This window comes from Kineosporia succinea (genome assembly GCF_030811555.1).
Classification (GTDB): domain Bacteria; phylum Actinomycetota; class Actinomycetes; order Actinomycetales; family Kineosporiaceae; genus Kineosporia; species Kineosporia succinea.
This window is the reverse complement of record NZ_JAUSQZ010000001.1, coordinates 3473912-3489317: the sequence shown is the minus strand read 5'-3', so window position 1 is coordinate 3489317 and position 15406 is coordinate 3473912. Positions and strand designations below refer to the sequence as shown.

Below are 15406 nucleotides of genomic sequence, written 5' to 3'. Positions count from 1 at the left end.
CAGACGTGTCAGGCGTCCAGGAGGGTCCAGTGCTGCACGGTGATGTTCTCCAGCGGCACGCCGAGCTGCTTGTAGATCTCGGTGTGCATGCGCCCGAACCAGGCGTCGCGGCGCTCGGCGAAGAAGGCCGGGTCGTACCAGGCCACACCGAGCCGGACCGAGCCACCGCCGGCCGGGTTGCCGAGCTCGGCCTCCCAGAACGTCGACTGCCAGTCCCAGAGCATGAGCTCCTCCGGCCGCGACCTCAGCCGCTCGTCGGACTCACGCAGCGCCGAGATGACCCGGGCCGCCGTCGAGGCGTCCGGGCAGTAGTACGTGCAGTCCGAACGCGCGATCGGCGACTTCTCACCCCGCCGCTCCGCGTCCGCGTCCTCACCGATCAGGACCCGCACGAGCGTCCCGAAGTTCTCCCGCACGTCGAGGGCGTCACGCCCGTCGATGATCGTCATTGCTCCTCCTCAAGGATGGAGACCGTTGGGATTCGGTGGTTCTGGTGGATCACCGATCGGACCGGCGCCTGGTCGGATCGGAACTCGGGTAGTCGCGCCGCAGGATTCCACCCGGCGCGACGTAGCGGACGTTCAACCCGATACGAGGAAACGTCGCAGTGTTGGATGGCGAACCATGAAACAGACGAACGTCGAAAACGACCGCCTGACCGGCGGTCAGAGGCAGCGCCACCGCGCGCGACTCGTCCACATCGGGGATGGCGACTGCATGGCCGCGCGCCGGATCCGGCTCCACTTCCGGGGCATGGGGCACATAACCACGAAGATGCGAACCAGGGACGACGTGGAGACCCCCAGCCTCAACCGGCGCGTCCGTCAGTGCGAGCCACGCGCACACCGAACGAGCCGGATCGAGCACCAGGTGCTCATCGATCCCGTCCTGATGCCACGGCACCCGAAACAGCCGGCCCGGCCACTTCACCATGCCGAAGCTGTGCTCGATGGTGACCCGATCCCCGATGCGCTCCCGGACCGCAGCCGTGACCCGATCCGCATTCGCAGCCCGTACCGCCCACCGCTCGGTCAGGTGCGGTGCCCTGATGATGTCCAGCCCGCCGTGCCCGTCGAGCACCTGCTGAGCCAGGTCACGCGCTGTTTCCGGATCGGCCCACGTGATCACCCGGTATCCGGCCGCAGCCTCGCTGACCTGCACCGATTCGTTCGTCATGATCCAGCTCCCGTCGTGTCCGGTACTACGAGTGTTCGTCGCCGGAGCGCTGACGAGAAGATGGTGCGCGGTTGAAAGCCGTTGAATGATGCGCAGTCCCGATTGCGCCACGTTGCACACGCGGACCACGCTGGCCCCCTAACCGGGGGAACGGGGGAAGGTGCATATGACGGCACGACGACGTCCGATCAGCAACCACCAGTGGCAGACCGCGATCCAGGACACCAACCGCACGCTGGCCGAGATCGCCGCCGAGATTCACCGTGTCAGCGTCGAGGCCGGCGGACGGGTGCTGTACCCGGACAAGAGCACGCTCGCACACTGGAGAACCGGAACCACCCCGCGAGCCGAAGCCGTCCCGGTCATCGTCGAGGCGATGAGCCGTCTCCTGCACCGCCCCAACCTCACCGCGGCTGACCTCGGATGGCCCTCACCGGAGCACGAGAGCCCGGACGATCCCTGGCAAGGGGACGCGGTAGTCAGGTTGAGCCGCTTGGGAAGGCTAGACATGGACCGACGATCGTTCCTAAACGCAACCAGCCTCTACGCTTTCGCCGCCCTCACCATCCCACCCCGCCCCTGGGAAATCCCCAAGCGCTCGGCCTCGTCGGTCAACGCTGGCCCAGCCGAAATCGAACGCATACGCGAGATGACGGCCCAGTTCGCCCGAGCTGACGACCTTTTCGGCGGAGACCACGCCTTACCGCCGACAGCGGCATACCTCACGAGCGCCGTATTGCCGCTCTTGCACGGCTCGACCGGCCGCCACCGCCCCGAACTGTTCACGGTGGCCGCCCAGCTCACGTACCTGGCCGGCTGGATGTCCTCAGACGCCGGCCGCGCCGGCCAAGCCCAGCGCTACTACATCAGCTCAGCCCGCCTCGCCGACGAAGCCAACGACGGCCCAGCCCGAGCAACGGCCCTCCGAGCTCTGGCGCTTCAAGCCGTCGAACTGGGCCACCACCAACGGGCTGTGGAACTCGCCGAAGCCGCATGCTCAGCTCTCCCCCGAGGTGCCAACCCACGGCTCCGGGCATGGACGAGCGGCATGCTCGCCGAAGCCCACGCCGCCTCCGGAGACCGCTGGTCGGCGCAAGCCTGCCTCCGCAGCGCCGAGACAGACGTTGAACGCGCCAGCTCCACAGCAGGCTGGACCGGCGGATACGGGGTGCCAGCCCTGGAGCACCAGACCGGCTCGATCCTGACCTACCTCGGACACCCCGACCAGGCCGTCCCCCACCTACAGGCAGCGCTCAACGACCGCTCCCCCGAACAGCGCCGTTCCCGAGTCCTCATCTCCGCCCGACTTGCTACAGCCCAGCTGATCAGCGGTTCGCCCGATGCCGCAGCGCGAACCGTGATCAGCATCGAGCACGACGTCCCGCTCGTGACGTCTCAGCGAACCATGCGACAACTCGCCGACGTACGAGACGGCCTACCCGCAGGCTCCGCAGACCACGCCATCGATCGGGCGCGGACGCTCATCACGAGCAGCAGGCCGTAACCGATCAGAACTCGAAAGCCTTGTTGTGGGCAGCGACCAGATCAGGCAACTCAGCCAAGCTGTCGAGTTGGAACAGGCATCGCTCCAGCTCCGGCCGATCGGCCCAGATGTGAGCCCACGGGCCACGCTTGATCACGGCGCCCTCGAGACCAACATCCAGGGCCGGCAGGAGATCGTTGTCCAGGCGGTCGCCCACGTACAAGATCTCGCCTGCTGGGCAGCCAGCCTCCTGAACCAGCCGTTCAAAGAACGCGATAGAAGGCTTTTCAGCGTTCCAACTGTCCGAGGTGCCCAGTACGTCAATCGGCAGCTTCAACGCTCGAAGGATCGTCTCCGCCCGAGCCGTCTGGTTTCCAGCCACACCAACGGTCAGGCCGAGTTGCTGCAGCGAGGCCAAGCATGTGCGCGCGTCTGGGTACAGGTTCTGCTCGGAGAACGACTCAGGCAGACCTGCATCGACTCGTCTCTGACGCTCTTCAGCCAAGTCGAAGCCTGGACGGAAGTACTGAAATACTTCTCGATAGTCCGAACCTCGGGCAATAATGGCTCCAAAAACAGCTGAGAATGTATGCCTTGGGATGCCGAGCCAGTCAGCCCAGGTCCCATACTCAAGCGTCTCGTCAACCAGCGTCTCGCCAACATCAAAAAACACAGCTTGAATCGACGAGGACACGACCCACACCTCCACCATAAAACCGGACTGATCACCAATAATGCTATCTAGCACGATAGTTTACGCCCCGCCACCAAATGGGCGAACCCACCAACGTGCCACACCGAATTAGCCTATTCCCATCTATGGGAACATGCGATCGACCCAAGCCACCGGATCCGGACTATTTCGGGTACCGCCACGCCGAACGGCAGGTCAGCTACGCTGCGCCGACTATCCGGCCATAGGATATCCCGACTGAAACTGCATCAAGGGGGAGCCCATGGGGGAGCAAGCAGCTACTTTGTTCAATGATTTCTTAGAAATCATTGGCACACAGACTGGGCTGAATGGACTCGGATCTCCGCAGTTTGAAGTTCCTCAAGCATTGCCGAACGAATTCTTTGTTCCGCCTGTGTTGTTACCAAATGTCGAAGAAAGCGACCCTTCGATCATTCTGGTCTCAGCAAGGGGAGCGGCAGGTAAGAGCACCGTCGCTCGTCAGCTAGCTTTGCGCCTTCGATCTCCCCTGTGGAAATTGGAGATGGATAAGGCAGTCAGTGGCACTTCTCTTGAGCATGCACTGATGCAGTTTTTAGGAACTCACCAAATCAAACCTGTCCTAAGGTCGGCATCACAACCAATTGTTGTCATCGATTCTCTCGATGAAGCACGCGTGCGGGTTTCAGGCACCTCCTGGCAGGAGTTCGTTTCGTCGATCGAGGAGTTCACAGCAGATGGCATTCAATGCATTCTATTTGGCCGCGAAAGGACTTTAGAAGATCTTTGGGTCAATCTAACCGATGCTGGTGTTACGGTTTCGTGGTGGGAGATCTCGCATTTCGCCCCTGATCGCTGCAGAGAATACGTCGATGAGGTAGTGAGGCACCGCGACCCAGAAACGGATCGAACGAGCGAAAAGTATACGCGAGCCCGTGATGCATTGATTGACGCGCTGCGCCGGGCAGCAACTGGCTCGCACTCAGAAGCGTTCGTGGGTTACCCACCCGTACTGGACGCCGTATCGGCAATGTTAATTAAAAAGCCCAACTATTTAGCCATTCGCCAAAGTTTCGAAACAATCAATCAGACTTCTCCCGACCGCATAGCACTCTTGAAAAAGATCATGGAAGGGCTGCTAGAGCGTGAGCAGACCAAAGTGGCGCCCGTCGCAAGCGAACTAGGCCTTCCCCCCGCATCCTCTTACCTGCCCCCCGAGCAAATACAGTGGCTGTGCCACTCCCTTGAAAAATCACCCTATCCAGACATGAGCCATATTGATGACGAGAAGATTCGAAATGAGTATAGCGAGAGAGTCTCCAGCTTTGCCGAGGAGCACGCATTCCGATCTGAGGGGCAGTGGGCAAGTCCCGTTTTTGAGGCTTATGTAGCCGCCACAGAATTCAATGGAAACTTGTTTACCTCAAGCAGGCTCCTAGATATTGGACAAGCTTCCGGCCTTCTCTTCGACTTCGTGGACGCCAAAGATGAATTGATCATCGAGGAGGCCCAATTTGCTGCCCTGCATGCCTCACTAATTGCGTCAGAGTGGACCAAGTCTTCGATAGATGTGGCTATCAGTACTCCCCCCGAAGAGGAGTACTTTGAAGGTTATGTCGCTATCAAGCGTGGGGACAGCGGCGATAGGAGAGTTGATTTCAAACTGATCCCAGAAACTCCCGATACTCTACGCTTGATGGGACCACTTACTCATTTGACCATTGATTCGCGTGGCCGTGTTGAACTTACCAGTCGTGGGGCGAGCCTCCCATTGGGGCCGGATCTTTTCATCAGGGGGCGCGATATCAGAGCCGAAGGAACTAATGTTGAGATAACTCGTAAGCATAGAAGCGCTGGCAGCGATGATTCTGGGGAACCAAATGTTGTGATGGAGGCAAGCCAAGAGCTTATCTTGCCGACCGAATGCACTCAGCTTCCCCCGTACGGCGAATTGGAACTACGCGTACCGAAGTCGCTGACATTGCACTATCCGTGGGTGAGTCACCGAGTTGACCTTGACGAAGATGAAGGACAAGACCAAAAAGTCGTGCGCTTAATTAACAAGCTTATGAACCTTACTCGAAATCACGGGCACCGGGGCGAGCGAGGAGTCTTCATTATGAAGTTCGCCGGACGCCAACCCTTCAACACCACAGACTTCCATCGCGCCCTAACTGTACTCACGAACGAAGGGGTCGTGCGTATTGATGAGGACATCGTATTCCTGAGGGCCGAATGGGAAAAATACCGCTACAGCGGGAAGCGAATCCCGGGGCAGCAGCAACTCGAAGACGTGCAATATGCTTGGGCACCGATCATCAAGGCCATCCAAGAGGAACTAAATCGCTAAGGGCGATTGTTCATGTGAATATTTTCTTCAATATTGGAAGGGCACACCTACCTTACTCCGCGGACATTCAAATTCTCTATCAAAAAGGAGGCTCTTCATCTTTCTTGAATCTCTCAGGATCTTCTAGGATTTGCTTCAAGGTCTCATGAAACGGCAGGGAACTCTTGTCGTGGAACCGAACTTGCCTTTGAGCTGCGGTAAGAGCCTCTTCGCTGGCATGCGTCAGTGCGGCCGACATCAAGGACCGGGCCAATTGCTGCTGCTCCTCCGTATCGAGGCGATTCAACTCTGCAATTCTTAACCAGCTCAGGAGCTCCGCGGCGGTCTTCCGGTCCGCCTCCACCCGATCTCCGTCACTCCCCCAACTGGGGGATGTCAAAGCCGTCCGCAGTCTGCTCGAAGTAAACTCCAAGAGCATAGGTTGCCATGGGTCAACTTTCAGGACCCGCAAATCCACCACGTTAGCCCAACCCACAAGAGCATCCCTGATTTCCTGGTTTCCTGTCCTGGGGTCCCTCGCAACTTCAGCCAAACCGGACCAGGGGGGTCGAGAACGCTCCTGAGGATTCGCTTCTCGGATGACACGCTGTACAAGTTTTGGTTGTAAATTGTTCGGAATCAGATGCCAATGGTCGACCGTCGTAACTGCACAAGCAAAGTCCAGCCACTGCGACCCATCAAGAATCTCCCGCAACTTCCATCGCGATTCCGTGAAGTCCGGACGCCACCTTTCAAGAAGATCAGCAATTATTGTTCGTCGACGCTGCCGAAGTAGTTCGGCATCAGCATTAGTGGACGAAATTTCGCATGTCGCAAGAGAAATAAGAAAAGCAGAGTGGGCTTCGGGAGCGATTTCATCGGCATTCTCATCTACCCATGCCTTGGCAGGAGCAACGCCAGAGTAAATCACCTCAGGGTCGGTAGCTATTCTCTCCGCCAGTTGCTTTGCAAGTTTGGCGGTGGTCTTAGCTTGCCTTGCCAGGACGGTGCGCGTTGCATATTCGATAGCAAACTCCACCTCAAAAGCACGCGGGCTAATGCTATTCGGGTGAGCATATTGATGCCGGTGCTTCATGATGGTGCGAAGCGTCTCGGCTTCGACTTCCGAGAGATACCCATATTGTTGCCCCATCCGAATGAGGTCAGCATCTCTTGGGTCATTTCGATAAGCTTCGAGTTCCTTCGCCAAACCACCATGGCCGTGACTCATCGAGGATAAGCGCGCCGTCAACGCCTCCGCGCAAGCTACCCAGGCGATGATATAGGCCGCGCGGCGAGCACCCGTTTCATGGCACCTAATACCTTCAGCCATGAGTGACCACTCGGCCTCTTCAAGAGCTGATCGCCGCAACTCATCAGGATTCACGTTTCCCCCGGAAAGAATTGGCGCCTATTCTGCGTGAGATGCTACACCCACGTCCGCGGGCTCAAGGCAAGGTCACCAAGTCATATTGAAATCAGCAACCACCGGCGAGTGATCACTCCAGCGATCCTCATATGTCGCTGCGCGGTCGACGTCAGCTGTGGCGGTGACCGCAGCTAAGGAAGGTTCACAGATCACATAATCGATTCTCCAACCAGCACCTGTATCCCATGCACGGCCTCTCCATGAAAACCATGTATAAGGCCCAGGCCCCTCACCAGCCATCTTACGATGAACGTCAACAAACCCGTCTTCATCGAACAACGAATCCATCCAAGCACGCTCCCGCGGCAAAAACCCGGACTTCTTCAGGTTGCCCTTCCAGTTCTTCAGGTCCACCTCACGGTGGCAGATGTTGAAGTCCCCGCACACCAGCAAGTGCCGGCCATCAGCGGCGAGCTTGTTCATCCGCTCCCGGATCTCATCCATGAACCGGTACTTCTCATCCTGCTTAGGCGTCTCAGCCTCACCCGTGTGGATGTAGACCGACACCACCGTCAGTAGCGAGGGCTCCCCCTCAGCAGAAGGCGTCAGGGCGAAGTCAGCCTCCACCCAGCGGCCGGCACCCACGAAGGTGCCCAAGCCCGAGCGCACCGCCACCGGCTCAGTCCGGGAGAGGACAGCCACGCCGGCCCGTCCCTTCGCCGACGAGGCCTCTTCATGCACCCCGTACCAACCCTCACCCATGACCTTCATGAGCGTCGCGTCATCCGCGCGGATCTCCTGGAGACAGAGGATGTCCGGAGCACGCTCCGCGAGCCAGGCAGGCATACCCCGCCGCTCAGCCGCCCGGATACCGTTCACGTTGGCAGTAGCAACCCTCAGCACGACGCGAGAATACCCTTCGTAACGTTCTGACCTGCACTAATACATGTGGCAGATTGAGGACTTGCGCTATCCCATGCCTTGCCCCGCCACGAGAACCACGTGTACGGCCCCGGCCCCTCCCCCGCCAGCGAACGGTGCACGTCGACGAAGCCGTCTTCGTCGAACAGCGAGTCCATCCAGGCGCGTTCGGCCGGCAGGAAGCCGGACTTCTTCAGGTTGCCCTTCCAGTTCTTCAGGTCGGCCTCCCGGTGGCAGATGTTGAAGTCGCCGCACACCACCAGGTGACGCCCGTCGGCCGCGAGTTTGCCCATCCGCTCCCGGATCTCGGCCAGGAAGGCGTACTTCTCGTCCTGCTTCGGGGTCTCGGACTCGCCGGTGTGCACGTAGACCGAGACCACCGTCAGCAGGCCACCGGCCACCTGGAAGTCGGCCTCCACCCAGCGGCCCGCTCCCAGGAACGAGCCCAGGCCGGAGCGGACCTCCACCGGCTCCGTGCGCGAAAGCACCGCCACCCCGGCGCGGCCCTTCGCCGACGAGGCCTCCTCGTGCACCCCGTACCAACCCTCACCCATGATCTTCATGAGCGTCGCGTCATCCGCCCGGATCTCCTGGAGGCAGAGGACGTCCGGCTGACGCTGCGCCAGCCAGGCGGGCATCCCCCGCCGCTCAGCAGCCCGGATACCGTTGACGTTGGCGGTCGCGATCCTCATGCCGCCCATCCTCTCCCATCATCCGAGGTGACCCGGCCAATGACGGCAGTAGCTCTCCCGGGGTCGTTCTGCTCCCCCGCCGTGTTCGACCGTCTCGGCGAGCACATCGAACTCGCGACCTACTCGTGGCTCACCGAACCCGGTCCCTGGGACATCCCGTCGATGGCCGCCGCCCTCGCCGGGCACCTGACCGGACCGACCGTGGTCATCGGCCATTCCACCGGCGGGGCCATCGCCCTCCAGCTCGCCATCCACCACCCGCAGACCGTCAGCCACCTGGTGCTCGTCGACACCGGCGCCCACATGCGCGACCACGGCGACGTCGAAGCCATCCTGGGCCAACTGCGTCAGGAGATGCCCCGGCAGCTGCTCGAAGCCGTCCTCGACCGGTCGTTCCACGCACCCCTCGAGCCCCACCTCCGAGAAGCATGGCTCGCCTGGGCCGCGGCGACCGACCCGAAGGCCGCCCACGACGCCCTCATGAGCCAGCACGAGCTCGACTTCCGGCCGCACCTGCACCGCATCGCCGCCAAGACCCTGGTGGTGCACGGCGAGTACGACCAGGCCCGGCCCATCAGGCACGCCCAGGAACTGGCCGACGGCATCCCAAGCACCCGGCTGCTCCTGCTACCCACCGGTCACACGCCGGTGCACGAGGCTCCGGAGCAAGTCGCGACCGCGATCCGGGGGCTGCTTGACTGAAACCCCTGTCATATCAGCGCGCCAAAGGGTAGACACGAGTCATGACCCTTCTGGACGACGCGGCCGGGATCAGTGACGATCTCGCCGACCTGCGGCATCGGCTGCACCGGCGACCCGAGATCGGGCTCAAGCTGCAACGCACCCAGCAGGCGGTGCTCGAGGCCCTCGACGGCCTCGACCTCGAGATCACGGCGGGCCAGGAGATCGGCTCGGTCACCGCGGTGCTCAGAGGCGGCCAGACCTCCGAGCAGGCCCCGGTGGTACTCCTGCGCGCGGACATGGACGCCCTTCCCGTGCACGAGGAGGTGGACGTCCCGTTCCGCTCCACCGTCGACGGGGCGATGCACGCCTGCGGGCACGACCTGCACACCTCGATGCTCGTCGGCGCCGCCCGGCTGCTCAGCGCCCGGCGCGACCAGATCGCCGGTGACGTCGTGCTGATGTTCCAGCCCGGCGAGGAGGGGTACCAGGGCGCCGCGAAGATGATCGACGGCGGTGTCCTGGGAGCCGCCGGCCGCGCCGCCGACCAGGCCTTCGCCCTGCACGTGCTGCCCAACCAGGTGTCCCGGGGCACGATCGCCTCCCGCCCGGGAGCCGTGATGGCCGCCAGTGACGGGCTTTTCGTCACCGCCCGGGGAGCCGGCGGCCACGCCGCCTCGCCGCACCTGGCGCACGACCCGGTGCCGGCCATCTGCGAGATGGTGATGGCCCTGCAGACCGCCATCACCCGCCGCATCGATGCTTTCGAGGCCGCGGTGCTCACGGTCGGCCGCCTCAAGGCGGGTACGAAACACACCGTGATTCCCGAGACCGCCGGTTTCGAGGCGTCCGTACGCACTTTCGACCGGGGTGTGCGGCGCAAGGTGCGCGAGATCGCCCACCAGGTCTGCCAGGGAATCGCGGACGCGCACGGCGTCGAGGTGGTCATCGAGTACGTCGAGGAGTGCCCGGTCACCCTGAACGACTCCGGCGCCACCGCTTTCGCGTTCGAGACGGCGTCCGAGCTGTTCGGTGACTCCCGCACGTTCACGTTGCCGCGTCCCCTGACCGGCACCGAGGACTTCTCCCGCGTGCTCGAAAGAGTGCCCGGAGCCATGGTTCTCATCGGGGCCTGCCCGGACGGGCACGATCTGGACACGGCGCCGAGCAACCACTCACCGCACGCCGTGTTCGACGACTCGGTGCTCGCCGACGGCGCCGCGCTCTACTCGCAGTTGGCTCTTCGCTCACTCAAGCAGAACTGAAACCCGATGAGGGACGCGGGTGTGCACCCGCGTCCCTCATCGTCAGTGACGCACTACCGACGTTCGGCGGCCTCGACCACGTTGGCCAGCAGCATCGCCCGGGTCATCGGCCCGACCCCACCGGGGTTGGGCGCGACCCAGGAGGCGACCTCACACACGTCGAGCGCGACATCGCCCGCCAGCTTGGTCTTTCCGGTGACCGGGTCGGTGACCCCGCGACTGACGCCGACATCCAGCACGATCGCACCCGGCTTGACCATGTCGGCCGTGATCATGTTGGCGACCCCGGCCGCCGCGACGACCACGTCGGCCCGGCGCACGTGCTCGGCGATGTCACGGGTGCCGGTGTGCACCAGCGTGACCGTGGCGTTGAGCTCGCGCCGGGTGAGCAGCAGACCCAGCGGACGACCGACGGTGACGCCGCGGCCGACCACACAGACCTCCTTGCCCTTGAGGTCGATGTCGTTGCGCAGCAACAGGTCGACGATGCCGTGCGGGGTGCACGGAATCGGCGAGGTCATCGGCGCATTCACGTTGAGCACCAGCTTGCCGAGGTTGGTCGGGTGCAGACCGTCCGCATCCTTCGACGGGTCGATCAGCTCCAGAACCCGATCGGAGTCAAGGCCTTTCGGCAGCGGCAGCTGAACGATGTAACCGGTGCAGGCCGGGTCGTCGTTCAGCCGCCGCACCGCGGCCTCCACGTCTTCCTGCGTCGCGTCGGCGGGCAGATCCTCGCGGATGCTGTTGATGCCGACCTCGAGGCAGTCCGCGTGCTTCATCGCCACGTACTTGGCGCTGCCCGGGTCTTCACCGACGAGAACCGTGCCCAGGCCGGGAACGATGCCCTTCTCGCGCAGGGCGGTGACCCGTTCACGAAGCTCGACCCGGATCGCCGCCGCGGCGGCCTTGCCGTCGAGAAGCTGCGCGGTCACCAGGTCTCCAGGCCCTCGTACAGCGGGAAGTCGCCGGCCAGCTTCTCGACCCGCTTGCGCAGCGACTCGATGTCGGCGCTGGGCTGCAGGGCCTGCGCGATCACGTCGGCGACCTCGGTGAACTGCTCGTCACCGAAGCCCCGGGTGGCCAGCGCGGGCGTGCCGATGCGCAGACCGGAGGTGACCATCGGCGGACGCGGGTCGAACGGAACCGCGTTGCGGTTCACGGTGACACCGATCTCGTGCAGACGGTCTTCGGCCTGCTGACCGTCGAGCTGCGACTCGCGCAGGTCGACGAGCACCAGGTGGACGTCGGTGCCCCCGGTGAGCACGGAGACGCCGGCCTTCACGGCGTCGGCCGAGGTGAGACGCTCGGCCAGGATCTTGGCGCCGCGCAGCGTGCGCTCCTGACGGTCCTTGAACGCGTCGGAGTGGGCGACCTTGAACGCGGCCGCCTTACCGGCGATCACGTGCATGAGCGGGCCACCCTGCTGGCCCGGGAAGACCGCGGACTGGAACTTCTTCGCGTTCTCCTCGTCGCCCGCGAGGATGATGCCACCGCGCGGACCGGCCAGCGTCTTGTGCGTGGTGCTGGTGGTGACATGGGCGTGGGGCACCGGGTTCGGGTGCAGACCGGCGGCGACCAGGCCGGCGAAGTGCGCCATGTCGACCATCAGGTAGGCGCCGACCTCGTCGGCGATGCTGCGGAAGGCCGCGAAGTCGAGCTGACGCGGGTACGCCGACCAGCCGGCGATGATCAGCTTCGGCTTGTGCTCGAGGGCCTTCTGGCGCACGACGTCCATGTCGATCAGGAACGTCTCGGGGTCGACGCCGTAGGCGGCCACGTTGTAGAGACGGCCGCTGTAGTTGATCTTCATGCCGTGCGTGAGGTGGCCACCGTGGGCCAGTTCGAGGCCGAGGATGGTGTCACCCGGACGGATCAGGGCGTGCATGGCGGCGGCGTTGGCCTGCGCGCCGGAGTGCGGCTGGACGTTGGCGTACGCGGCGCCGAACAGGCTCTTCACGCGGCTGAGGGCGAGTTCCTCGGCGACGTCGACGAACTCGCAACCACCGTAGTACCGCTTGCCCGGGTAACCCTCGGCGTACTTGTTGGTCAGCACCGAGCCCTGCGCCTCGAGCACGGAGCGGGGCGCGAAGTTCTCGCTGGCGATCATCTCGAGCGTGTTGCGCTGGCGGCCCAGCTCGTTGCGGAGAACGGCGGCGAGCTCGGGGTCGGCGTCGGCCAGGGACTCGTTGGTGATCGCGCGACTGGTGGAGGCGGCGTCAGACGTCATGCTTGTACTCCAGGCGGTGTCATCGTCGGGTGGTCAGGGTCGAGCCTTGCCTCGAGCCCAGGCGAACGACCCGATGACGACGACACTCCACCGCTTCCCGGTGGTGACCCACCCGAACGCCAGTTGCGGCCCGCCCATACTAACAATGCCCGGGATCTCAGACGGCCGGAGCGATCGACATCACTCTCCGGGTCCACGGGAGCACCTCCAGGTGCACCACGTCACCCACTCTGACCTGGTCGACCATCGTGTTCGGGAGAGCCCAGGCCCGGGTCTCGCCGGTGAGCCCGTCATCGACGGCCAGGTGATGGTGCGGCACCTTCTGATCCTCCTCGCGCACCTGCCAGGCCTCGATCCAGAGCACCTGGCCGGTGATCTCCCGGGACGCCTCCTTCTCCCGCTGCGCGCGCACGACCAGATAGAGCGAACGGACGACGAGGAGACCGGCGACCACGGCGGCACCTACCAGCGCGGGCACGTTGACGTAGTCGGCCCGGCTCAGCACCAGACCGGAGACACCGGCCATGACGGCGACAGGGATCAGCAGACCGAGCGCCCCCCTGGTCACCTCCTGCGGGGTCTTGCAGTAGTGCAGGCCCAGGCGCGGGTAGGTGATGCGGACCTGGCGCCAGTGGCCGGTGTACGCCGACCAGACCCGGGTGCGGTCGCCCATGCCCAGGTCGAGCACGGTCGAGCTGACCCGGGTGGCGCCGAGGGCCGCGCCGTAGGCCAGGTAGCGGTCCCAGACCGTGACGGCGGCGGGCGGGAGCTCGGCGAAGGCCTCGTCGCCACGCAGGAACTCGCGCACCGCGAGCCAGCGCCGGGCCACGACCCGGCCGGCGGCGGTGTCGCGCTCCCCCAGCGGACGGGCGGCGACCAGGTACAGGACGCCCAACGTGAGCAGCGCTCCCCAGCGGCCGTAGCCGGTACCCCACAGCGCGGCGTAGACCGCACCTGCCGGCAGCACCGAGCCGGCGATGAGCACCACCAGGAGCCGCTGCGAGAACCGGCGCCGGCTCAGGCCTCTCGCCCGGGCCTCGGCCACCACGGCGTCACCGAAGGACCTGCGCCAGGCGGTGGCCGCGGCCCGGTCGCGGAAGGTCAGGGCACTGACCGGGGCCCCGCCCTCGTACGCGACGCTCGTGACCAGGTCGAGAACCTGCTGCTCGTAAGGGGTCAGGGGCTGGTCGCCGGTCGTTGCCGCCAGGTGCACCGTGGTCTGCTTCGGGTCGTTCGCGGGCTGACGGAACTCCAGCCGGCGGCGGGCGGCGAGGTCGAGCAGGGTGGACTCGGCCGCGTCCTCGGTGATGCGCCAGTCGTTGGCGAGCAGGCTCACCACGGCGGGCGGCTCGGAGCCGGGCAGCTCCTGGGTGGCTGCTTCCGGTTCCACCGAGGAGGGCCGGGTCGACCGGAGCATGTACGCGTAGGCGGCGGCCCAGAGGCCCAGGGAGATCGCGACGAACGCGATTTTCGTCAACATGGTCCGTCAGTCCCTCAGAACTGCACGGAGACGTTGCCGCGTTCTTCGACCCGGACCTCGAAGTACTCGGCCGGCCGGAAGCCGCCCACCCCGGCCACGATGTTGGTCGGCACCGTCTCGATGCTCGTGTTGAAGGTCTGCACGGCGTTGTTGAGGAACTGGCGGGCGTAGGCGATCTTGTCCTCGGTGGTGGCCAGCTCGGCCTGCAGAGCCCCGAAGTTCTGGCTGGCCTTCAGGTCGGGATACGCCTCGGCCACCGCCAGGAGCCGCGAAAGCACCTGTGTGAGTTCATTTTCAGCCGCGGCTCGCTGCTGCACCGGGGCGCCGTCGGCGGCCACGGCGCTCTGCCGGGCCCGCACCACGGCGTCGAGGGTGCCGCTCTCGTGCGCGGCGTAGCCCTTCACCGTCTCGACCAGGTTGGGGATCAGGTCGTGACGGCGCTTGAGCTGCACGTCGATCTGCGCGGAGGCCGCTTCCACCTGGTTCCGCCGCCGGACCAGCCGGTTGTACGCGCTCACGGCCCAGACCAGGACGAGAACGACCATCACCACGACGACCAGCGTCAGCACAAGCACCATGCGGCAAAAGTAGCGATTCGGACAGCCTGGTTGCCAGCAGCTTTGGTGCGATCCGGATTCCCGGCCCGGATCCTTCCAAAGCCTGATGACGGGCACGAAGCCATATCCTTCGTCGTATGGAAGAGCTCCGCTTCGGCATCACCCTCGACGACCGGCCGGCCCGCGTACAGGAAATGGGCGGGCGGTCGTTCACGGTCATCGGGGCGGCGAATCACTACCAGGAGATCGGGGTGGACGCCGAGGGTCGCCTCTTCCTGCTCGATCCCACCCCGAGCACGCCGAGCCTTCTCAACAGCGGGATGGACGGGTTCCGCGGCTTTCTGGCGGCCTTCGACACCTTTTACGCGGGCGAGGGGCAAGATCCCGAGGTGCCCCGCCGTAAGCGGCTCCGGCTGCTGAAGAAACAGCTCACCGCGGTGGACGCGGAGGCCCTGGCCAAGGATCTGTACTGGTGCGTGACCGTGGAACAGATCGAAGACGGGATCCTCTGAGAGGCCCACCCGGCCGCCGGGTCTCCCGACGCGTCCATCGT

15 protein-coding genes and 1 riboswitch are annotated in these 15406 nt (G+C 64.1%); of the genes, 5 read left to right on the top strand and 10 right to left on the bottom strand.

Annotation, left to right across the window (positions count from 1 at the left end; genetic code table 11):
• Positions 1–8: 8 nt before the first annotated feature.
• Together J2S57_RS15320 and J2S57_RS15315 are read right to left on the bottom strand one after the other, a co-directional pair.
• On the bottom strand, positions 9–449 hold the full coding sequence (locus J2S57_RS15320) for a hypothetical protein (protein ID WP_307243186.1): 441 nt from the start codon (positions 447–449) through the stop codon (positions 9–11).
• Between the two features lie 49 nt (positions 450–498).
• Positions 499–1176 (bottom strand): phytanoyl-CoA dioxygenase family protein, encoded by a 678-nt coding sequence (locus J2S57_RS15315; RefSeq protein ID WP_307243184.1) that lies wholly within the window; start codon positions 1174–1176, stop codon positions 499–501.
• 166 nt (positions 1177–1342) lie between these two features.
• On the opposite strand from J2S57_RS15315, the gene J2S57_RS15310 reads away from it, so the two are divergent.
• Positions 1343–2680, top strand: coding sequence for an NsdA family TPR-like regulatory protein (locus J2S57_RS15310; RefSeq protein ID WP_307243181.1), 1338 nt, complete (start codon positions 1343–1345; stop codon positions 2678–2680).
• Between the two features lie 4 nt (positions 2681–2684).
• Here the strand turns inward: J2S57_RS15310 and J2S57_RS15305 are convergent, their stop codons facing one another.
• On the bottom strand, positions 2685–3353 hold the full coding sequence (locus J2S57_RS15305) for an HAD family hydrolase (RefSeq protein ID WP_307243179.1): 669 nt from the start codon (positions 3351–3353) through the stop codon (positions 2685–2687).
• 262 nt (positions 3354–3615) lie between these two features.
• Here J2S57_RS15305 and J2S57_RS15300 point away from each other — a divergent pair, with 262 nt between their 5' ends.
• Complete coding sequence (locus J2S57_RS15300) at positions 3616–5682, top strand: hypothetical protein (protein ID WP_307243177.1); 2067 nt, start codon at positions 3616–3618, stop codon at positions 5680–5682.
• Between the two features lie 79 nt (positions 5683–5761).
• Here J2S57_RS15300 and J2S57_RS15295 read toward each other — a convergent pair whose 3' ends face one another.
• From J2S57_RS15295 to J2S57_RS15285, 3 genes are all read right to left on the bottom strand, one after another.
• Entirely contained in the window at positions 5762–7048 is a 1287-nt protein-coding gene (locus J2S57_RS15295) for a hypothetical protein (RefSeq protein WP_307243175.1), read from the bottom strand.
• Between the two features lie 72 nt (positions 7049–7120).
• Positions 7121–7933, bottom strand: coding sequence for an exodeoxyribonuclease III (locus J2S57_RS15290; RefSeq protein WP_307243173.1), 813 nt, complete (start codon positions 7931–7933; stop codon positions 7121–7123).
• On the bottom strand, positions 7927–8643 hold the full coding sequence (locus J2S57_RS15285) for an exodeoxyribonuclease III (RefSeq protein ID WP_307243171.1): 717 nt from the start codon (positions 8641–8643) through the stop codon (positions 7927–7929). The genes J2S57_RS15290 and J2S57_RS15285 overlap by 7 nt, the downstream gene beginning before the upstream one ends.
• A 39-nt stretch (positions 8644–8682) precedes the next feature.
• Between J2S57_RS15285 and J2S57_RS15280 the strand changes: the two genes are divergently transcribed.
• Together J2S57_RS15280 and J2S57_RS15275 are read left to right on the top strand one after the other, a co-directional pair.
• Positions 8683–9345, top strand: a complete 663-nt coding sequence (locus J2S57_RS15280) for an alpha/beta fold hydrolase (RefSeq protein WP_307243169.1) — start codon at positions 8683–8685, stop codon at positions 9343–9345.
• Between the two features lie 41 nt (positions 9346–9386).
• Positions 9387–10589: a M20 metallopeptidase family protein gene (locus J2S57_RS15275; RefSeq protein ID WP_307243167.1), complete on the top strand. Its 1203-nt coding sequence runs from the start codon at positions 9387–9389 to the stop codon at positions 10587–10589.
• Between the two features lie 53 nt (positions 10590–10642).
• On the opposite strand, the gene J2S57_RS15270 is transcribed toward J2S57_RS15275, so the two are convergent.
• The 4 genes from J2S57_RS15270 to J2S57_RS15255 all read right to left on the bottom strand — a co-directional run bounded on the left by J2S57_RS15270 (position 10643) and on the right by J2S57_RS15255 (position 14874).
• Complete coding sequence (locus J2S57_RS15270) at positions 10643–11521, bottom strand: bifunctional methylenetetrahydrofolate dehydrogenase/methenyltetrahydrofolate cyclohydrolase (protein WP_307243165.1); 879 nt, start codon at positions 11519–11521, stop codon at positions 10643–10645.
• Positions 11518–12816 (bottom strand): serine hydroxymethyltransferase, encoded by a 1299-nt coding sequence (glyA, locus tag J2S57_RS15265; RefSeq protein ID WP_307243163.1) that lies wholly within the window; start codon positions 12814–12816, stop codon positions 11518–11520. Before glyA ends, J2S57_RS15270 begins: the two co-directional genes overlap by 4 nt.
• 48 nt (positions 12817–12864) lie before the next feature.
• Positions 12865–12953: riboswitch (ZMP/ZTP riboswitch) on the bottom strand.
• Between the two features lie 20 nt (positions 12954–12973).
• Positions 12974–14296 (bottom strand): DUF2207 family protein, encoded by a 1323-nt coding sequence (locus J2S57_RS15260; protein ID WP_307243161.1) that lies wholly within the window; start codon positions 14294–14296, stop codon positions 12974–12976.
• Between the two features lie 14 nt (positions 14297–14310).
• Entirely contained in the window at positions 14311–14874 is a 564-nt protein-coding gene (locus J2S57_RS15255; RefSeq protein ID WP_307243159.1) for a LemA family protein, read from the bottom strand.
• A 116-nt stretch (positions 14875–14990) separates the two neighbouring features.
• Between J2S57_RS15255 and J2S57_RS15250 the strand changes: the two genes are divergently transcribed.
• Positions 14991–15365 carry a hypothetical protein gene (locus J2S57_RS15250; protein WP_307243157.1) on the top strand — a complete coding sequence of 125 codons (375 nt, stop codon included), beginning with the start codon at positions 14991–14993 and terminating at the stop codon, positions 15363–15365.
• The last annotated feature ends 41 nt before the right edge of the window (positions 15366–15406 follow it).